The sequence below is a fragment of the Pseudomonas sp. MIL9 genome (genome assembly GCF_016887925.1).
Taxonomy (GTDB): Bacteria; Pseudomonadota; Gammaproteobacteria; order Pseudomonadales; family Pseudomonadaceae; genus Aquipseudomonas; species Aquipseudomonas mohnii.
Genome location: NZ_JAFEHE010000023.1, coordinates 45,875 through 65,306, shown reverse-complemented (window position 1 = coordinate 65,306; position 19,432 = coordinate 45,875). Strand labels below are relative to the sequence as shown.

Sequence of the window (19,432 nt, the reverse complement as noted above, 5' to 3'; positions counted from 1 at the left end):
TCTTGCTCATACACTTTGTGAGCAACATCAATCCTTGTAGGAGCGAGCCTGCTCGCGATGGCGATTTCAAGAACACAGCCAATCGTCAGTTTCTAACCCCCGCTTTTAAACCTTTTGCTCTTTATGTGTTCTAGTTATCACTCGGCGGTTTGCGAAGTGGGCGATGCGCCACTAAACTGCCATTACTGATACCGAGCATACAATTATGCGTATAGACGGCCTTTCTTCTCAGTCCTACCCCATCAAGCGCAAGCCTCGCAAAGGCCCTGTGGTGGAAGACGAGTCCGTCGATATCGACGGCGAGCTGGAGTTTCCGTCCGAAGAGCAGCTGGCCGCCCGAGCCGCCAAAGCCTCGGCGCAAAAGTTGAGCAATCTCCCCGCCCGTCAGCAGGACATGATTTACCACCGTGCCATGAGCAAAAGTGTGGCGATGGCCCTGGCCAGCTACCTGAGCACCGCCGGTTTCGTCGATTGGGATGGCGAAGTGCTGGGTCTCGACCTGTACATCTGATGGTGCTGCCTTACTACCTGGGTTGCCCGTCCTGGAGCGAAAACGCCTGGCGCGAATATTTGTACCCGCCAGACGCCAAACCCGCCGAGTTTCTGAGTCTGTATTCCCAAGTGTTCAACGCCGTGGAGGGCAATACGACCTTCTACGCGAGCCCGGCTGCCAGCACCGTGCAGCGCTGGGCCGAAACCCTGCCCGAACATTTTCGTTTCACCGCCAAGTTCCCCGGCGACATCAGCCATGGCGGTGACCTGCGTGAACAACTGACCGCCGCCGAAACCTTCACGCAGTTGCTCAGCCCGCTCGGCGCGCGAGTATCGCCGTTGTGGTTGCAGCTATCGAAGAGCTTTACACCGCAACGCTTGCCCGAGTTGGCGGGATTTATCGATGCCCTTGAGCGGCCGTTGGCGGTGGAAGTGCGGCATGACGAATTCTTCGCCAAGGGTGATAGCGAACGCGAGCTCAATCGCCTGTTGCTGGATCGCGGCGTCGAGCGCATTTGTCTCGATCCGCGCGCGCTGTTCAGCTGCACATCGACCGACCCTTCGGTGCTCCACGCCCAATCGAAAAAGCCGCGGGTCCCGCCCCGTCCGGCGGCATTTACGCAATGTCCGCAGGTGCGTTTCATTGGCCATCCGCAGCTCGAGGCCAACGATCCATTTCTGCTGCCCTGGGTGGAGAAAATCGCCCTGTGGATCGAGGAGGGGCGAACGCCTTACATCTTCCTGCACACCGCCGACAACGTACTGGCGGCGAAACTGGCGCAGCGCTTCCACGCCAGATTGATGCTGCGCCTGCCTGGCTTGCCGCCGCTGCCTGAGCTATACAGAGAGCCCGCCGCCGAGCAACTAGGCTTGCTCTGAAGCGGATTCGTTCGCCTTTTCAGGAGCCTGCCAATGGACGCGCAAACCCTTCGAGCCCAAGCCTTCAAAGCCCTGCATGAGCGCAAAGGCGCCTTTGTGATTCCCAATCCGTGGGACGCCGGTTCGGCGAAAATGCTCGCCAGCCTGGGTTTCGAGGCGTTGGCGACCACCAGCGCCGGTTATGCCTTTTCCAAGGCGCGTCCCGACGGCGGGCTGACCCTCGACGAAACCCTGTCGAACGTTCAGGCAATTGTCGCGGCCAGCGATTTGCCGGTGGCGGTCGATCTGGAAAACGGCTTTGCCGACAGCCCGGCCGAATGCGCGAAGAGCATTGTGCGGGCGGCGCAAGTGGGGGCGGTCGGTGGTTCGATTGAAGACGCCACCGGGCGTGAAGAGGGCCCGATCTACTGCTTCGAACATGCCGTGGCGCGCATCGAAGCGGCCGTCGCCGCCGCCCGCAGTTTGCCTTATCCGTTCACGCTGACCGCGCGGGCCGAGAACTTTCTGCACGGCCATCCGGATCTGGCCGATACCATTCGCCGCTTGCAGGCGTTTGCCGAGGCCGGTGCCGACGTGCTCTATGCGCCGGGCCTGCGCAGCGCTGAAGACGTATTGGCGGTGGTCCGCGCCGTGGCGCCGAAACCGGTCAACGTGTTGATGTCCGGCGGCCTGAAGCTATCGGTCGAGCAGTTGAGTGAGATGGGCGTCAAACGCATCAGCGTCGGTTCGGCGCTGGCATTGGCAGCTTATGGCGAGTTCTTCCGTGCCGCCCAGGAGATCCGCGATTCGGGCACGTTCGGCTTCACGTCGCGCTCCATGCCGTTCCAGCAGGCCAATTCATTGTTCAAGGACTGAGCCGCGCAGGGAGCTGAGGGTCAGGCGGCCAGACGCAGGTTCTGCAGGATGATCGGGCGTGCCCAGCCGTTATCGAAGTCGAGTTGCTTCTGCTGTTCGATCAGTTCTTCGGGGGAGAAGGGCGGGAAAGGCTTGTCCAGCAGATCGAGTTCGAACTCGGCGATCGGCAGGTGCAGTGGACGCGGCTGCGGTGCCGGGCCGGCTTCTGGCTCAGGTTGACCGGCGGTCAGCACGATCGGGCGGACCCAGCCGCTTTCGAAGTCCTGTTGTTTCTGCTGGGCGGCGATTTCTTCCGGCGGGAACGGTGGGAACGGCTTGTCGGCCAGGTCCATTTCGAATTCGGCGATCGGCAGGAACAGCGGCTCCGGCGGACGAACTTCGTTGTCCTTCACATCGCATTCGCGCTGGGAAACGATGTGCGCCAGCAAGTCGCTGCCAACGGTGGGCTCAACCGGGCTTTCGAGATCGACCGGTGGAAAGTTGAGAGATTGCGGCAGCACTTCACCCGACTGATCGGCCAGCGCACGGGCAAAGAAATCCTGCCAGATGTGACTGACACCGCTCAGTGCCTGGGTATTTCGCAGGTTGTAATTGCCGTAAGGCGAGATAAAACCTGTGATTGTGGGTTGAATGTCTGACATTTCTCTCGGTCGACGCTCAGCTCTGGCAAAATGCTCGATAGTTTTGTTATCGGCAGTTTTTGCCGATCATTAATTTTTTGAGCGTGTTTTCTGATGAATGATCAACCCGCGGCCTGCCGCATCCATGTCGAGGCCCTGGACGCGGCGTTCGAGCCGCAAGCCGAGCAGTGGGCCGAGCGCCTGGGCCTGCCATTGCAGGTGGCCGATGGCGAGTTTGCCTTGCAGGTGGGCGAGCAGGGTTTGCAGCTGCAACAACTGGGAGCGGATGCGCCGGGGCCTGTGCGGGTTGATTTCGTCGAAGGCGGCGCGGCCCACCGTCGGTTATACGGGGGGGGCAGCGGGCAAATGATCGCCAAGGCCGTTGGCATCGCTCAGGGCGTGCGTCCACGCGTATTGGATGCCACGGCAGGGTTGGGCAAGGATGCGTTCGTACTGGCCAGCCTGGGGTGCGAGATGAGCCTGATCGAGCGTCAACCGCTGATCGGTGCCTTGCTTGAAGATGGCCTGGCCCGCGGTGCGGAAGATTTCGATGTGGCGCCGATCGTGGCGCGCATGCATTTGCTCAAGGGCAACTCCATCGATGTGATGCGCAACTGGGAGGGCGAGCCGCCGCAGGTGATCTACCTCGACCCGATGTTCCCGCATCGTGAGAAAACGGCGTTGGTGAAGAAGGAAATGCGCCTGTTCCGGCCGCTGGTGGGCGATGACCCGGACGCGCCGGCACTGCTTGAGGCGGCGTTGGCGCTGGCCAGCCATCGGGTGGTGGTCAAGCGACCGCGCAAGGCGCCGTGCATTGAAGGGCCCAAGCCCAGTCATGCGCTGGATGGCAAATCCAGTCGGTATGACATTTATCCGAAGAAGGCGCTCAAGCCTTAAGACCGAGTTGCCCCCATCGCGAGCAGGCTCGCTCCCACAGGTTCTTCACTAACCCTGTGGGAGCGAGCTTGCTCGCGATGGGGGCCGCCAGAACACGACAAATCTTTCAGGCCGGGTCAGGCCGATAAGCCCGCATAAACAACCCCACCACTTCCCGCACATGGCTCTCCGCCGCCTCGCCAACCGGCGGTTCACCGCAGCCATACAGCAAACGAAAATTCCCCGCACCCTTGAGCAGGCAGAAAAAGTGCTCGGCCGCGTTGTGCGGTTTATCGATGCTCAGCACGCCACTGTCGTTGATCCGAATCAACAGGCGCTCCATACCCTGCAGCATGCGCTGTGGCCCGGCCTCGAAGAAAATCTGCGAGAGCTTCGGGTCCTGGCTGCCCAGGGCCATCATCAATCGGTGCAGGTTCACCGACTCGTCACTGTTGATCAGCTGATGAAACCCGCGTGCGATATTCAGCAGCACTGTTTCCACCGCCACGCCTTCCGGCAACTCAAAGAACAGGGGAGGCAGTTGCTCTTCGCACTTGGCCATCACGGCGGCGGAGAACAGTGTTTCCTTGTCGTTGAAGTGGCTGTAGACCGTCAGTTTCGACACGCCGGCCTCCGTTGCCACGGCGTCCATGCTGGTGCTGGCGTAGCCCTTGCTCAAAAACAGCGTTTTCGCGGCATCGAGGATCGCCCGGCGTTTGGCCAGATCCTTGGGGCGGCCTGGGCCGTTGGGTATTGAAAGATTGTTCGGCATATTCGCTTTTATTACTGGACTGGTCAGTTTGCTATTAATAACATACCGGTCAGTATAATTATTCCAAGCACCATTAGCGAAAGGTCCTTCACCATGTTCCGCTATGCCTTGCCCCTCGCGTTGCCAGTCAGTCTGGCGTTTTTATTGTCTGCGTGCGGTCACGAAGAGGCGCCTCAAGTGAGCATTAGGCCGGCCATGGTGGTTCAGCCAGAGCCTTCGGCCCAGGCGATGGAAAGCTATCCCGGTGAAGTCCGCGCCCGCTATGAGCCCGACCTGGCGTTCCGGATTGGCGGCAAAGTCAGCCGACGACTGGTCGAAGAGGGGCAGCGGGTCAAGGCCGATCAACCGCTGGCGGAGCTCGATCCCCAGGACGTTCGCCTGCAACTGGAGGCCACGCGCGCCCAGGTCGCCGCCGCCGAAGCCAACCTCAACCTGGTACGTTCCGAACGCGATCGCTACAAGACCCTGATGGACCGTCAGTTGGTCAGTCGTTCGCAGTACGACAACGCCGAAAACCTCTATCGATCCGGCGAAGCACGCCTCAAGCAGATCAAAGCCGAGTTCAACGTCTCGACCAATCAGGCCAGCTATGCCGTGCTGCGTGCGCCGCAGGACGGGGTGGTGGCCAAGCGTGCCGTCGAAGTCGGGCAGGTGGTGGCCGCCGGGCAAACGGTGTTTACCCTGGCCACCGATGGCGAGCGTGAAGTGTTGATCAGCCTGCCGGAGCAGAGCTTCGGCCGCTTCAAGGTCGGGCAGCCGGTTTCTGTGGAGCTGTGGACGCAACCGGATCAACGCTTCGCCGGGCACATCCGCGAACTGTCGCCAGCCGCCGATCCAAAATCCCGCACCTTTGCCGCTCGCATTGCTTTCACGGGCGGCAAGGTCCCCGCCGAACTGGGCCAGAGCGCCAGGGTGTTCGTGCAGACCGCCGAGGTGATTCCACTGTCCGTGCCGCTTTCGGCGTTGACCGCGGAAAACGGCGTGACCTACGTCTGGGTGGTCAGCGCCAACAATACGTTGAAGAAGACCCCGGTGCGGGTCGGTGCCTTCGGTGAGAAAACCGTCCCGGTGCTCGAAGGGCTCAATGCCAGTGACTGGATCGTGGCCGCTGGTGTCCATGTGCTTCTCGACGGGCAGCACGTGCGCCCGGTGGATCGCTCCAACCGCGTGGTCAATCTGGCGGACAAGGAGTAATCCCCGATGGGCTTCAATCTTTCCGAATGGGCGCTGCGTAACCGCCAGATCGTACTGTTCCTGATGCTGTTGCTGGCAATCGTTGGCGCACTGTCCTACACCAAGCTTGGGCAAAGCGAAGACCCGCCGTTTACCTTCAAAGCCATGGTGATCCGCACCAACTGGCCGGGGGCTACGGCGCAGGAAGTCTCGCGCCAGGTGACCGAGCGCATCGAAAAAAAATTGATGGAAACCGGCGAGTACGAACGCATCGTGTCGTTCTCCCGGCCGGGTGAATCCCAGGTGACGTTCATCGCGCGTGATTCCATGCACTCGGTGGAAATCCCGGACCTCTGGTATCAGGTACGCAAGAAGGTCAGCGACATCCGCCACACTCTGCCACCGGGCATCCAGGGGCCATTCTTCAACGATGAGTTCGGTACCACCTTCGGCAATATCTATGCACTGACCGGCGAGGGTTTCGACTACGCCGTGCTCAAGGATTACGCCGACCGTATTCAAATCCAGCTGCAGCGGGTCAAGGATGTGGGCAAGGTCGACCTGCTCGGGTTGCAGGACGAAAAAATCTGGATCGAGCTTTCCAACGTCAAACTCGCCACCCTTGGCTTGCCGTTGGCGGCGGTGCAACAGGCGCTTGAAGAACAGAACGCGGTATCCACCGCCGGCTTCTTTGAAACCAGCAGCGAACGATTGCAGCTACGGGTGTCGGGGAATTTTCAGACAGTCGATGAGATAAAGAACTTTCCGATTCGTGTCGGTGATCGCACCTTCCGCATCTCCGATGTGGCTGACGTACGCCGTGGCTTCAACGATCCTCCCGCACCGCGCATGCGCTTCATGGCGCAGGATGCCCTTGGTCTGGCCGTGGCCATGAAGGATGGCGGCGACATTCTGGTGCTGGGCAAGGCCTTGGAAGTCGAGTTCGCCCGCATCCAGAAAAACCTCCCGGTCGGCATGCAGCTGCGCAAGGTGTCCGACCAGCCTGCGGCAGTGAAAACCGGCGTCGGCGAGTTCGTCCAGGTGCTGGTGGAAGCGTTGGCGATTGTGCTGCTGGTGAGTTTTTTCTCCCTCGGCGTGCGCACGGGCATGGTGGTCGCCCTGGCGATCCCGCTGGTGTTGGCAATGACCTTCGCTTGCATGTATTACCTGGGCATCGGCCTGCACAAGATTTCCCTCGGCGCGCTGGTGCTGGCGCTGGGTTTGTTGGTGGACGACGCGATCATCGCCGTGGAAATGATGGCGATCAAAATGGAGCAAGGCTTCGATCGTATAAAAGCTGCCAGCTATGCCTGGACCAGTACCGCCTTCCCGATGCTGACCGGAACGCTGATCACTGCCGCCGGGTTCTTGCCGATAGCCACCGCGCAATCGGGCACGGGTGAATACACCCGGTCGATTTTCCAGGTGGTGACGATCGCACTGCTCGCCTCCTGGGTGGCCGCTGTGGTGTTCGTGCCTTATCTCGGGGAAAAACTCCTGCCGGACCTGGCGAAAATTCACGCGGCCAAACACGGCACGGGTCAGCCCGATCCTTATGGCACGCCGTTCTACCAGCGTGTCAGACGTCTGGTGGAGTGGTGTGTGCGCTGGCGCAAAACCGTTATCGCCTTGACCGTGCTGTTGTTCATTGCCTCGATTGTGCTGTTCCGCTTTGTGCCTCAGCAGTTCTTTCCCGCTTCCGGCCGACTGGAGTTGATGGTCGACCTGAAACTGGCCGAAGGCGCTTCCCTGAGCAACACGGCCAAGGAGGTCACGCGCCTCGAGGCGCTGCTCAAGGACAAAGCCGGAATCGATAACTACGTGGCCTACATCGGCACCGGCTCGCCGCGTTTTTACCTGCCGCTGGATCAGCAACTTCCTGCAGCGAGCTTCGCCCAGTTCGTGGTCCTGGCCAAGACCATCGAGGAGCGTGAAGCGCTGCGCACCTGGCTGATCGAAACCCTCAACGAACAATTCCCGGCCCTGCGCTCGCGGGTCACGCGCCTGGAAAACGGTCCGCCGGTCGGTTATCCGGTGCAGTTCCGGGTGACGGGCGAACACATCGAGGAGGTCCGTGCACTGGCCCGCAAGGTCGCGGCCAAGGTTCGCGAAAACCCGCACGTGGCCAACGTCCACCTGGACTGGGAAGAACCGAGCAAAGTCGTGTACCTGAACGTTGATCAGGACCGCGCGCGGGCACTGGGCGTGAGCACGGCGAACCTGTCGAAGTTCCTGCAAAGTTCACTGACCGGTTCCAGCGTCAGCCAGTACCGTGAAGACAACGAGTTGATCGAAATCCTGCTGCGCGGCACCTTGCGTGAACGCAGCGAACTGTCGTTGCTGCCAAGCCTGGCGGTGCCGACCGATAACGGGCGTAGCGTGGCCCTGTCGCAGATCGCAACGTTGGAGTACGGCTTTGAGGAGGGCGTGATCTGGCACCGTAACCGCTTGCCCAACGTGACGGTTCGCGCCGACATTTATGGCAAGGAACAACCGGCGACCCTGGTGCAGCAAATCTTGCCGACCCTTGAACCGATCCGCGCCGAGTTGCCGGACGGGTACTTGCTGGATGTCGGGGGCACGGTGGAGGACTCGGCACGCGGGCAGAACTCGGTGAAGGCTGGCGTACCGCTGTTCATCGTGGTCGTGCTGACGTTGCTGATGCTGCAACTGCGCAGTTTCTCACGCACGGCGATGGTGTTTCTGACAGCGCCCTTGGGGTTGATCGGGGTGACGCTGTTCCTGATGGTGTTCCGTCAGCCGTTCGGTTTTGTCGCGATGCTCGGGACGATCGCGTTGTCAGGGATGATCATGCGTAACTCGGTGATTCTGGTGGATCAGATCGAGCAGGACATCGCGGCCGGTCTCAAGCCATGGCAGGCGATTATCGAGGCGACGGTGCGGCGCTTCCGGCCGATTGTATTGACCGCGCTGGCGGCGGTGCTGGCGATGATTCCGCTGTCACGAAGTGTGTTCTTCGGGCCAATGGCGGTGGCGATCATGGGCGGGTTGATCGTGGCGACGGCGCTGACGTTGCTGTTTTTGCCGGCGTTGTATGCGGCCTGGTTCCGGGTCAGGAAGGAGTCGGTCTGATCCTTGGGCGTGGCGGCCTTCGGGCCGACCAGGCTTTGGGGTGGTTGTTCCGTTCACGCCCGGCGTCCGGCCCCTCGCTTAGGCTCGGCGTTCCTTCGCTGCGGTATCCATCCGGGGACACTGCCCTCCGGTCTGCTTCGCGACGACCTACATGCAGCGTGTTCGACTGCGTCGAACGGCGCTGCGCGCCGCTCCCCGGATGAACACCTCCACTCAGCCTCCCGAAGGGGCGGGTGGATCAAGATCAAAAGCTGCAGGCGAGCTAACGCTCGGCCTGATGAGTGGTGAGGAGCGGGTGGGTGTACGCCGCTGTGCTCTCTGTAGGAGCGAGCCTGCTCGCGATGAACGTCAGGGCAACGCGGGTATTCAGACAGCCCGCGTCATCGTTGACGACCATCGCGAGCGGGCTCGCTCCTACAGGGGCTCTGGTGAATGGAGTAGATCTTGCCGGTATCGTCGTTGCCGATGTAGACCCCGGCCCTCCGCACTTCGATATAGTGCGAAGGCGGCCTGCCTGCCGACCAATTTCCCTCGGATGTTCCTGCTCCCACAGGATTTGTGTTTCGGCTTAGAGCGTACCAAACACCTTCTTCGCCAGGCTGGTCGCGGCGGCTGCCGGGTTCTGGCGGATGGTTTCTTCCTGTTTGCCGATCATCTCGAACAAGCCGTTCAGCGCTTGTTCGGTGACGTAGCTTTCGATGTTGGCATTCTTGGTGTCGATCACGCCCATGGTCGCGGCCTGGCCGGCGAACGAGTTGTACTGTTGAGCCAGGCCGACATGGTCGGTGGCTTGCTTGACGATAGGCAGGAACTTGGCGCGGATCTGTTCGCGGCTGGTTTTGTTCAGGTACTGGGTGGCTGAGTCGTTGCCGCCACTGAGAATGCCCTTGGCGTCTTCCACGGTCATTTTCTTCACCGCATCCACGAGGATCGGCTGGGCCTGGACCACGGCGGTTTCCGCCGCTTTGTTCATGCTGGTTTCCAGTTGATCGACCTGATCACCCATGCCGAACTGCTTCATTTTGCTGGCGACCTTGCCCAGTTTGCCGGGCAGTTCGATTTTCACGTCCGGGTTGTTACTGAAACCACCCGGCGTACCCAGTTGTTTCACGGCCAGTTGTGCGCCTTGGGTCAGCGCATCCTTGAGGCCGCCGGTGGCGTCTTTTTGCGACAGGTCGCTGAGGGACAGTGCCATGGCGTTGGCGCAGATCATCAAGCCAGCGCACAGGCCTGCGAAGCGGAGAGTGGGGCGGAGCATGGCAGCTTCCTTTCAAAAATGGGAGTTAGCGGACGGCGTTGACGCGGATTTTCAAAGGTTGCGGATCGCTGCCATCGAGCTGCACGGCGTGATTTTCGGTGGTGATAAACAGTAACTTGCCATCGACTTCGATGCGCGCACTGACTGAATAGCGATGACCCGGTTTAACCTGCGCCGGATCGTAACTCAGATGAAAGGGGAGCGGCACCTGACCTTTGATCTGGCCTTTCTGTTCGTCGAGGACTGCAGCCGGCGCATCGGCCAGCGACACGTCCTGCAGGCTCACGCTCAAGGTGGCGTCAGCGGGCAGGGCGATGCGTTGCAAGTAGAAGACTTCACCGTCCAGGCTGGTCTTGGCGGCAGGTTGTATCGATTGGCAAGCTCCAAGCAGAGCTGTCAGTCCCAGAAGCGAAAGTTTTTTCATGATTGGAATCCATGTCGTTGACGCCTGAAGAAGCTCGGCGCCAACGACAATTTAAAGGAAATTGCCGGCGATATCGCCCGGCAAGGTATTGCAGACGCCTGACGGGGAGTCTGGCGTTAACGCTCAGGGTTTGAAGAATTGTTGCCGTAGGTCTGCGTTAAACCCTGTGGACCAGCACTTCAACAGGCTGCACGCCGTCGACGCCCAGCTCTACCGGGTGATGCTCGGTGGTGGTAAAGACCAGTTCGCCATCGGTTTTGATTTGTGCACTGATTGCGTAGGTGTGACCAGGCAGGACGTCTGCGGTGCTGTACTGAAGATTGAAGTTCAAGCCTGCCCTTTGCGCATCGGGGATGACTTGAGCGGCCAGTTGTTTGGCAGGAGCATCAGCCAGCGAAACGTCTTGCAGGCTGACGTAAAGTGTCGAGTTCGGCAAAAGCGCAATCCTTTCCAGATAGTGAACGTTGCCGCTGATGCTCAGGGTGTTTTCGTTGTTCATGTTGATTTCCTTATCATTGACTCGTCGAAAATGACGAACCGAGAGCATATTCCTTCAGTGCTCAATCCAATGTAGGAAAAGTCCTGCGCGCGACAGCGAAAGTGCAGCTGGATTGATGAGAAGCTTCCTTGCTTCTGCGATCAGGATCAGCTCGGCGTTGCCAACTCCGCTGCATCTTCACTGCGATGCAAGGCCACCTGACGGATCGACAGACGAATTTCCGCCGGCAACACCCGTTTGGCCGCACCTTCAGCCAGTTCGCCGAGCAGTTCGTGATAGCCCAGCTTGCCGGCTGCATCGCGTTTGAGCACGTCGAGGTCCAGCAGGGTCTGGATGAAGTGGCGGAACAGGCTTTTGTCGAAGAACTCCGGGGCGTTCAGGCCGTGGAGGATCGACAGGCGCTGGGCCATGACTGTGCACAGGTCTTCCAGTTCTTCGGCGCTGATGCTGTTCTGGCCGCTGTTGAGCAGCAAGGACACGGTCATGTAGAAGCGCTGCAAGGTTTGGGCGATGCTCTTGGACAGCAGTGTCAGCAGCACGAAATGCCGTGAGCTCGGTGCCGGGCGCAAGTACACGTCGTTTTCGAAACGCAGCAGCCCTTGCTCGACGAACGCCTCGAGCCATTGATCGATCACCGCGTCCAGTTCGTCCAGCGACCAGCGAATGAACAGCTCCGCTTGCAGGTACGGATACAGCGCGCGGGTGTAGCGCAGGATCTGTTCGCGACTCATGCGCGAGGCGCTCTGGAAGAAGCTTGCCAGCAGGGCCGGCAGCGCGAAGATGTGCAGCACGTTATTGCGGTAGTAGGTCATCAGGACAGCGTTCTGCTCGTCCAGATACAGGATCTTGCCCAAGGCATCGCTCTGCTCGGACAGCAAGTCCATGTCCTTGACGTGCTCGATCAGCGCGCGGCCGTCGCCTTCCGGCAACGTGGTGTGCGGTGAGTACGGGACTTTACGCAGCAGCGCCAGATACAGGTCGAGCACCCGCGCCATGGCGCGATCATCCAGCGCCAGGCGGCTGGTGGACAGCAGGGCCAGGGCAACCAGGTTGACCGGGTTGATTGCCGCCGCTTCGTTCAAGTGCTGCGCGACTTTGTTGCCCAGACGATTGGTGGTTTCGTTGAGCCAGGCCGGTTTGAACTGAGGGCCGAGTTCCTGCTTGCGCCAGCCCGGCTGTTCGCTGTCGAGGAATTGCGCCAGTTTGATCGGCTCGCCGAAGTTCACCGCGACCTGACCGAAGCGCTGCTTGAGCGCGCCGATGACTTTGAAAATATCGAAGATCGATTCTTTCTTCTTGCTCGCGCCGCGCAATTCCCCGAGGTAGGTCCGGCCTTCCAGTACGCGTTCGTATCCGATGTACACGGGTATGAACACGATGGGCATGCGTGACGAGCGCAGGAAGCTGCGCAAGGTGATCGCGAGCATCCCGGTTTTCGGTTGCAGCATGCGACCGGTGCGTGAGCGCCCGCCTTCGACGAAGTACTCCACCGGGAAACCCTTGGTGAACAGGGTGTGCAGGTATTCGTTGAACACCGAGGTGTAGAGCGGGTTGCCCTTGAAGGTGCGGCGCATGAAAAACGCGCCGCCACGCCGCAGCAGGCCGCCGATGACCGGCATGTTGAGGTTGATACCGGCGGCGATGTGCGGCGGGGTCAGGCCGTTGCGAAACAGCAGATAGGAGAGCAGCAGGTAGTCGATGTGGCTGCGGTGGCACGGCACATAGATCACTTCGTGACCCTGGGCGACTTTCTGCACACCTTCGATGTGATTGACCTTGATGCCGTCGTAGATCTTGTTCCAGAACCAGCTCAGTACCACTTCCAGGAAGCGGATCGCGGTGTAGGTGTAGTCCGAGGCGATCTCGTTGCCATAGCGCAGGGCCTGGGCCTTGGCTTTTTCCAGGGAAATGTTTTCGCGCTCGGCCTCTTCGATGACCGCCTGTTTGACCAGTGGCTGGTTGAGCAAGCCCTTGACCAGATTGCGGCGGTGGGAAATGTCCGGGCCGATCACGGCGGCTTTCAAGTTGCGGAAGTGCACCCGCAGGATGCGCTGGGCCATGCGCACGGTGCGCTCGTGGCCTTTGTTGTGGTCGATCAGTTCTCGCAGGTGGATCGGTGCGGAGAACTGCACGCGGGTCTTGCGCCCCAGCACGATGATGCTGAGCAAGCGACGCAGGCGCCCGGTGACGGCCCAGCTGTCGGCGAACAAGAGTTTCCACGGACTGGATTCGCTGTCCGGCGACTGGCCCCAGAACACGCTGACCGGAATGATTTGCGCGTCTTCGGCCGCGTTCTGGCTCAGGGCACTGACCAGACGAGTCAAGGTGGGTGGCGCGCCGCGCTTGTCCTGGCGGCCGATCCAGTCGGGGTCTGGCGTCAAATAGAAGAACGCGGCCGGCTCCAGCAGGTTGCCCACCGAAACTGGCAGCACCGGGCGCGGCAGGCCGGCCTTGGTGCATTCGGTGTCGACCACCGCGAGGTCGGTCAGCGAAGGATTTTGCAGGACGTAGAACACCGGGCGACTGCGGTCGAGGTCGAGGGTAAACGACGACTGGTTGATCGTCTCCGAGCGAACCCAGAGGTACAAAAGTCGGCGCAGGGTGCCAAACACAAGACGGCGGAGCGGGGAACGGGTCATACGGCTTCTGCATGAGTGAATAAAACCAAGCGTTTGCTCGGGGGGGGACAGTGTGCCGGATTCGCTGAAAATCGGCAAAAAAGCGCATAAGTAAACTCCATTTGAGAGTTTTGGCGCCTGACATATACTCGGCGAGCCCGCACTGGCCATACAGTGGCACCTATCAGTGCAAGCAATGTTCCCGAGGCTTTCCTGCGAAAAGCCCGATCAATAATAAAAGAGGAGTATGAACAGATGGCAACACGTGAAACCGGCAACGTGAAGTGGTTCAACGACGCGAAGGGCTACGGTTTTATCCAGCGCGCGGACGGGGTGGACGTGTTCGTGCACTACCGGGCCATTCGTGGTGAGGGGCATCGCTCGCTGACCGAAGGCCAGCAGGTTGAATATGCGGTGGTGGAAGGGCAGAAGGGTTTGCAGGCTGAGGATGTGGTGGGGTTGTAAGCACATTCATCGGACCAGAAAAAACACCGTGGGAGCGAGCCTGCTCGCGAAGATCTCAAGGACGCCGCGCTTTCCGGAATTGGCGCGTTTTCGTTGACGACCATCGCGAGCTAGCTCGCTCCTACAGGTGCGGTGTTCAGGCTTTAAGCGGTCTTCCAGGTGATCTCTTCTTCACCGTCGGCACTGATGCGAATCCAGCGATCGGCCGTCTCCTCGCCTTCCTCCTCGACCCAGCTCCCCGGTGCGCAACGCACTTCGACGTTCAGCGTGGCAAATGCGGCGCGTGCGCAGGCGATGTCGTCTTCCCACGGCGTCTGGTCGCTTTCCAGGTACAGGCTGTTCCATTTTCCTACGGCTTTCGGCAACCAGGTCACCGGCACATTGCCGGCCTTGCACTTGTAGGTCTGGCCTTTCTGAACCCAGTCGGTGCACGGGCCCAAGGCGGCACCGAGCCAGGCGGAGATGGCCTTGTGGTCGACGTCGGCGTCTTTCAGGTAAATCTCGATATCGGGTTGGCGCATGGATGTCCTCACTGCGGTCTGAAAAATCCATTCGCGGATTTAGCCGGCCTTGGGGATCGCCCAAGGCCAAAATTGAAAATTATTGAAGAACGAAATAATCGTAGCGCATCGACACGGTGACCTCGAACGGCTCGGCCTGTTCGATGACCGCCGCCCGACGTTCAGCGCTGGCACGCCAACCATGGGGTGTCATGGCCAACAGGTTCGCGCGGTCCTGGCCGCTGGTTAGCGTCAGCCGGAATTCCAGGGTTTCACTGTGCGCCAGCGCCATGCCTTCAGGCACCAGGTCCAGATGCTTGTCGTCAATGTATTCGCGGACTTCGTCATACAGCCGCTCACGCAATTCCATCAGGTGGCCGCTGGTCGGTCCGACTTTCATCAGTCCGCCGCCAGGGCTGAGCAGGCGTTTGGCTTCCTGCCAGTCCAGCGGGCTGAAGACGCTGGCCAGGAACTGGCAACTGCCAGAGGCCAGGGGGACGCGGGCCATGCTGGCGATCAACCAGGTCAGCTGCGGATTGCGTTTGCAGGCGCGTTTGACCGCTTCCCGGGAAATGTCCAGCGCGTAACCGTCGGCGTCCGGCAAGGCATCGGCGATTTGCGCGGTGTAGTAACCCTCGCCACAACCGATGTCCAGCCAGCGCTGCGGCGCATACCCGGCCGCCAGTTCCGCCAGGCGCCTGGCCACCGGCGCGTAATGGCCAGCGTTCAGAAAGTCGCGGCGGGCTTCGACCATCGCCTGGTTATCCCCAGGGTCGCGGCTGTTCTTGTGCTGCACCGGCAGCAGGTTCAAGTAACCCTGGCGTGCACGGTCGAAACGATGCCCGGCGGGGCAGGCCACGCCGTTGTCCACCGCGTTGAGCGGTTCGCTGCAAATCGGGCAGGCCAGCATCAGGCGAGCAACTTGATCAGGGTCTGGTAGTAGATTTCGGTCAGCACGTCGAGATCAGCCGCCAGCACCCGCTCGTTGACCTGGTGGATGGTCGCGTTGACCGGCCCCAGCTCAACCACTTGCGTGCCCATGGTGGCGATGAAGCGTCCGTCGGAGGTACCGCCGCTGGTGGACGCCTTGGTCTCGCGACCGGTGATGTCCTTGATGCTGGACGAAACGGCGTCGAGCAGCGCACCCGGTTCGGTGAGGAATGGCAGGCCGGACAGCGCCCAGTCGATGTGCCAGTCCAGACCGTGTTTGTCGAGGATGTCGGCCACGCGCTTCTGCAGGCCTTCGACGGTGGATTCGGTGGAGAAGCGGAAGTTGAACACCGCGACCAGATCGCCCGGGATGACGTTGGTCGCACCGGTGCCGGAGTTGACGTTGGAGATCTGGAAACTGGTCGGCGGGAAGAAGTCGTTGCCGTGGTCCCAGTGCTCGGCGGCCAGTTCGGCCAGGGCCGGGGCAGCGAGGTGGATCGGGTTCTTCGCCAGGTGCGGATAGGCGACGTGGCCCTGCAGGCCGCGTACGGTCAGCTTGGCGCCGAGGGAGCCGCGACGGCCGTTCTTGACCACGTCACCGACCAGGGTGGTGCTCGACGGCTCGCCGACGATGCACCAGTCCAGACGCTCCTTGCGCGCCGCGAGGCGCTCGACCACGGCTTTGGTGCCATGGTGTGCCGGGCCTTCTTCGTCACTGGTGATCAGGAACGCGACCTTGCCCTTGTGATCCGGGTAGTCGGCGACAAAACGCTCGGCGGCCACGGTCATGGCGGCGAGGCTGCCCTTCATGTCCGCCGCGCCACGGCCACAGAGCATGCCGTGTTCGTCGATCACTGCATTGAACGGGTCGATCTGCCAGGCGGTCACCGGGCCGGTCGGTACGACGTCGGTGTGACCGGCGAAGCACAGTACGGGACCGTCGTGTTGACCGTGGGTAGCCCAGAAGTTATCCACATCTTCGATGCGCATCGGCTCGAGCGCAAAACCGGCATCGCCCAGGCGCTGCATCATCTGCTTCTGGCAATCGGCGTCGACCGGCGTCACGGATGGACGGCGGATCAGGTCGATGGCGAGTTGAAGGGTCGGCGAAAGGTCGGCGTGGGCCGTCATGTGAAAACTCCGGAAAACTTGAATATGGGCAAGGGCCAATGTGGGATTCGTATTGCGCCAAGCCCTGCAAAATGGCGGTTATCTTAAAGCAAAACGGCGACCATAGGCCGCCGTTTAGTGCATCCGCGAAGATTTAGACCGCAGGTGCCGTTGCCGTCTCGGCCACGGGTTTTGGCAGCGACGACAGGAACGCCATGATCAGCGCCGCGAGGTAAGGCAGCGATTGCACCAGCAACATGGTCACCCAGAAGCGCATGTCGTTGCTCGGCATGCCGTTGACCAGGAAGATCCCCAGCGCCGCGCCCCATAGCAGCAGCATGATGAACACCTCTTCGCGCGCTTCCGAGATCGCCACCCAGAAGCCGTGGTTATCGGCATTCTTCGGCGTACGGAAGAACGGAATGCTGCTGGTGAAGAAGCCGTACAGCACCGCTTTGGCGATGGTGTGCGACAACGCCAGCCCGGCCAGGGCCGCGCAGAACGCGTCTTTCAGGTTCACGCCCACCGCACGGCGGTAGAGGAAGATGATCTTGCCGACCTTGAACACGAACAGTGCCAGAGGCGGGATGGCGAAGATCAGCAGCGGCGGATCGACCCGTTGCGGCACGATGATCATCGCCGCCGACCACAGCAGTGCACCGACGGTGAAGAAGATGTTCATGCCGTCCGCCACCCACGGCAACCAGCCCGCGAGGAAGTGATAACGCTGGCCGCGGGTCAGTTCGGTGTCCTTGCCGCGCAGCAGGCTGGCGGTGTGGCGCTTGATGATCTGAATGGCACCGTAGGCCCAGCGGAACCGCTGTTTCTTGAAGTCGATAAAGGTGTCGGGCATCAGGCCCTTGCCGTAACTGTCGTGGTAGTACGCCGCCGACAAACCTTTTTCGAACACCCGCAGACCCAGCTCGGCGTCCTCACAGATGCACCAGTCGGCCCAGCCCAGTTCTTCGAGCACCGAGCGACGGGTCATGGTCATGGTGCCGTGCTGGATGATCGCGTCACGGTCGTTGCGGGTGACCATGCCGATGTGGAAGAAGCCTTTGTATTCCGCGTAGCAGAGCTTCTTGAAGGTGCTTTCGTTCTGGTCGCGATAGTCCTGCGGCGATTGCACCACGGCGATTTTCGGATCGGCGAAGTGCGGCACCATGTGCTTGAGCCAGTTCGGGTGCACGCAGTAGTCCGAGTCGATGACCGCGATGACTTCGGCGTCCTTGGCGGTATGCGGAATCAGGTAGTTCAGCGCGCCGCCCTTGAAGCCGGCCAAAGGCGCGACGTGGAAGAACTTGAAGCGCGGACCGAGGGTTTCGCAGTAGTCGCGCACCGGTTCCCAGACCGCCGGGTCCTTGGTGTTGTTGTCGATGATCAGGACTTCGAAGTCCGGATAGTCGAGGTTGGCCAGGGCGTCGAGGGTCTGTTTGACCATCTCGGGCGGCTCGTTGTAGCACGGCACGTGAATCGACACTTTGGGGCGGTAGCTCGAATCACCGACCACCGGCAGGAATTCCCGGCGGCGCTTGTGAATCCACACCGCCTCGGCCAGTTCATGGGCCTCGGTGAGCAGCACGATGAACACCCCGAGCGCACCGAGGGCGAGCAGGAAGCCCACCGTCAGGCTGAACCAGGTGCTGTATTGCTGGCTGTAGTCATAACCGATCCACACCAGCACCGAACCGCAGAGGAACGCGATGAACGTCAGGAAGGTACGGCCGCGTTGGCGCAGGGCCGAGCCGTCAATCATCAGCAGGGTCAGCGACAGCAGTGCCAGCACCACCGAGCCGATGGCCAGTACGCGCCATTGCGGAATGGCGACGACCGGGCCTTCGAAGTTGAATTTCTGCTGGCGCGCGGCGTTGAACACGCCCCAATACGCACCCACCGAACCTTCGTCGCTGGCCTTCCAAGGCTGGTCAAAGGCCTCGATCACGAAGTAGTTGAAGCCCTGGCGGTTGAGTTTGTTGACCAGGTTGCGCAAGTAGATCGCCTGGTCTGCCGGCGACGCATCGGCGCCCCCACGCATGCGGCCGTTGCTCGGCCAGCCCACTTCAGACAGCAGCAGCGGCTTTTTCGGGAACAGCTTTTTCAGGTCGCGGGCGCGGTCCAGAACGAACTGCTGGGCCTTGTCCACCGGGATAAATTCCCAATAAGGAAGAACGTGGGCGGCGATCAGGTCGACGTGCTTGGCCAGTTCGGGGTGTTCTTCCCAGACATGCCACTGCTCGGACGTGGTGACCGGCACCTTCACGGCGGCACGAACGCGGTCCAGCATTACGCTGAGTTCCTGTGCGGTAATTTCCTTACGGAAAATCGCCTCGTTGCCTACGACCACACGCACGACGCTGCGCGAGGTGTTGGCCAGTTCGATGGCCCGGGCGATTTCTCGCTCGTTGCGCTCCTGGTCCGGGCTGATCCAGATCCCCAGGGTCACCCGCAGGCCGAATTCTTCCGCGAGCTTGGGGATGTCCTCCAGCGTGCCGTCGACCGAGTAAATACGGATGTTGTCCGTCAGCTTGCTCATGATCTCCAGATCACGCCGCATCTGGTCGTCAGTGGGGTACTGGTCCTTCTGTGGGAATTGGCCCTGCTGGAACGGCGAATAGGAGAAGCCGGAAATCTGTTCAGGCCAGTTGGGAGCGGTGACCGGGCGATTGATCAGCGCCCAGAAGCCGGTAAACAAGGCAGCGATGGCGAGCACCACCACCAGATTGAGTCCAAATTTACGCGATGACATAGCTATTTCGGGTTCCAAAGGCTGTGGAACGAAGGAACGGTTGGCTACCGCCAAGGGGCGCGCATCCTACACCGGCAGATCGCTGAACGTACATCGGACAGGGAAATGCCCGACATTGGGCA

General features: G+C 60.8%; 17 protein-coding genes. 7 read left to right on the top strand and 10 right to left on the bottom strand.

Annotated elements, in window-relative coordinates; translation table 11 throughout:
- Positions 1 to 205: 205 nt before the first annotated feature.
- From JQF37_RS23105 to JQF37_RS23095, 3 genes are read left to right on the top strand one after another with little or no spacing between them, the layout of a single operon-like run.
- Positions 206 to 511 (top strand): hypothetical protein, encoded by a 306-nt coding sequence (locus JQF37_RS23105; protein WP_130209628.1) that lies wholly within the window; start codon positions 206 to 208, stop codon positions 509 to 511.
- The gene (locus JQF37_RS23100) at positions 511 to 1,371 is read left to right on the top strand and encodes a DUF72 domain-containing protein (protein WP_130209630.1); all 861 of its coding nucleotides are present in this window, start codon (positions 511 to 513) and stop codon (positions 1,369 to 1,371) included. The genes JQF37_RS23105 and JQF37_RS23100 overlap by 1 nt, the downstream gene beginning before the upstream one ends.
- A gap of 33 nt (positions 1,372 to 1,404) precedes the next feature.
- On the top strand, positions 1,405 to 2,226 hold the full coding sequence (locus JQF37_RS23095) for an isocitrate lyase/phosphoenolpyruvate mutase family protein (protein WP_130209632.1): 822 nt from the start codon (positions 1,405 to 1,407) through the stop codon (positions 2,224 to 2,226).
- A 20-nt stretch (positions 2,227 to 2,246) separates the two neighbouring features.
- Here the strand turns inward: JQF37_RS23095 and JQF37_RS23090 are convergent, their stop codons facing one another.
- The gene (locus tag JQF37_RS23090) at positions 2,247 to 2,867 is read right to left on the bottom strand and encodes an energy transducer TonB (RefSeq protein WP_130209634.1); all 621 of its coding nucleotides are present in this window, start codon (positions 2,865 to 2,867) and stop codon (positions 2,247 to 2,249) included.
- Between the two features lie 93 nt (positions 2,868 to 2,960).
- Here JQF37_RS23090 and JQF37_RS23085 point away from each other — a divergent pair, with 93 nt between their 5' ends.
- Positions 2,961 to 3,743: a class I SAM-dependent methyltransferase gene (locus tag JQF37_RS23085; protein ID WP_130209636.1), complete on the top strand. Its 783-nt coding sequence runs from the start codon at positions 2,961 to 2,963 to the stop codon at positions 3,741 to 3,743.
- Between the two features lie 106 nt (positions 3,744 to 3,849).
- Here the strand turns inward: JQF37_RS23085 and JQF37_RS23080 are convergent, their stop codons facing one another.
- A complete protein-coding gene (locus JQF37_RS23080) occupies positions 3,850 to 4,494 on the bottom strand; it encodes a TetR/AcrR family transcriptional regulator (RefSeq protein ID WP_130209638.1) in 645 nt (214 codons plus the stop codon).
- A 93-nt stretch (positions 4,495 to 4,587) separates the two neighbouring features.
- On the opposite strand from JQF37_RS23080, the gene JQF37_RS23075 reads away from it, so the two are divergent.
- Together JQF37_RS23075 and JQF37_RS23070 are read left to right on the top strand one after the other, a co-directional pair.
- On the top strand, positions 4,588 to 5,688 hold the full coding sequence (locus tag JQF37_RS23075) for an efflux RND transporter periplasmic adaptor subunit (protein ID WP_130209640.1): 1,101 nt from the start codon (positions 4,588 to 4,590) through the stop codon (positions 5,686 to 5,688).
- Between the two features lie 6 nt (positions 5,689 to 5,694).
- Positions 5,695 to 8,760, top strand: coding sequence for an efflux RND transporter permease subunit (locus JQF37_RS23070; protein ID WP_130209642.1), 3,066 nt, complete (start codon positions 5,695 to 5,697; stop codon positions 8,758 to 8,760).
- A 568-nt stretch (positions 8,761 to 9,328) separates the two neighbouring features.
- Here JQF37_RS23070 and JQF37_RS23065 read toward each other — a convergent pair.
- The 4 genes from JQF37_RS23065 to plsB all read right to left on the bottom strand — a co-directional run bounded on the left by JQF37_RS23065 (position 9,329) and on the right by plsB (position 13,580).
- Positions 9,329 to 10,018 (bottom strand): DUF4197 domain-containing protein, encoded by a 690-nt coding sequence (locus JQF37_RS23065; RefSeq protein WP_130209644.1) that lies wholly within the window; start codon positions 10,016 to 10,018, stop codon positions 9,329 to 9,331.
- A gap of 25 nt (positions 10,019 to 10,043) precedes the next feature.
- Complete coding sequence (locus JQF37_RS23060) at positions 10,044 to 10,442, bottom strand: YbaY family lipoprotein (protein WP_130209646.1); 399 nt, start codon at positions 10,440 to 10,442, stop codon at positions 10,044 to 10,046.
- A 157-nt stretch (positions 10,443 to 10,599) separates the two neighbouring features.
- The gene (locus tag JQF37_RS23055; protein ID WP_130209648.1) at positions 10,600 to 10,941 is read right to left on the bottom strand and encodes a YbaY family lipoprotein; all 342 of its coding nucleotides are present in this window, start codon (positions 10,939 to 10,941) and stop codon (positions 10,600 to 10,602) included.
- 146 nt (positions 10,942 to 11,087) lie between these two features.
- On the bottom strand, positions 11,088 to 13,580 hold the full coding sequence (gene plsB / locus JQF37_RS23050; RefSeq protein WP_130209650.1) for a glycerol-3-phosphate 1-O-acyltransferase PlsB: 2,493 nt from the start codon (positions 13,578 to 13,580) through the stop codon (positions 11,088 to 11,090).
- A gap of 234 nt (positions 13,581 to 13,814) precedes the next feature.
- On the opposite strand from plsB, the gene JQF37_RS23045 reads away from it, so the two are divergent.
- Complete coding sequence (locus JQF37_RS23045; RefSeq protein WP_019647794.1) at positions 13,815 to 14,024, top strand: cold-shock protein; 210 nt, start codon at positions 13,815 to 13,817, stop codon at positions 14,022 to 14,024.
- Between the two features lie 143 nt (positions 14,025 to 14,167).
- Here the strand turns inward: JQF37_RS23045 and JQF37_RS23040 are convergent, their stop codons facing one another.
- From JQF37_RS23040 to JQF37_RS23025, 4 genes are all read right to left on the bottom strand, one after another.
- Positions 14,168 to 14,545: a hypothetical protein gene (locus JQF37_RS23040; RefSeq protein ID WP_130209652.1), complete on the bottom strand. Its 378-nt coding sequence runs from the start codon at positions 14,543 to 14,545 to the stop codon at positions 14,168 to 14,170.
- A gap of 79 nt (positions 14,546 to 14,624) precedes the next feature.
- Complete coding sequence (locus tag JQF37_RS23035; protein ID WP_130209654.1) at positions 14,625 to 15,434, bottom strand: putative RNA methyltransferase; 810 nt, start codon at positions 15,432 to 15,434, stop codon at positions 14,625 to 14,627.
- Positions 15,434 to 16,585, bottom strand: coding sequence for a succinyl-diaminopimelate desuccinylase (gene dapE / locus JQF37_RS23030; protein WP_130209656.1), 1,152 nt, complete (start codon positions 16,583 to 16,585; stop codon positions 15,434 to 15,436). The genes JQF37_RS23035 and dapE overlap by 1 nt, the downstream gene beginning before the upstream one ends.
- A gap of 133 nt (positions 16,586 to 16,718) precedes the next feature.
- On the bottom strand, positions 16,719 to 19,310 hold the full coding sequence (locus tag JQF37_RS23025; protein WP_130209658.1) for a glycosyltransferase: 2,592 nt from the start codon (positions 19,308 to 19,310) through the stop codon (positions 16,719 to 16,721).
- Positions 19,311 to 19,432 lie beyond the last annotated feature (122 nt).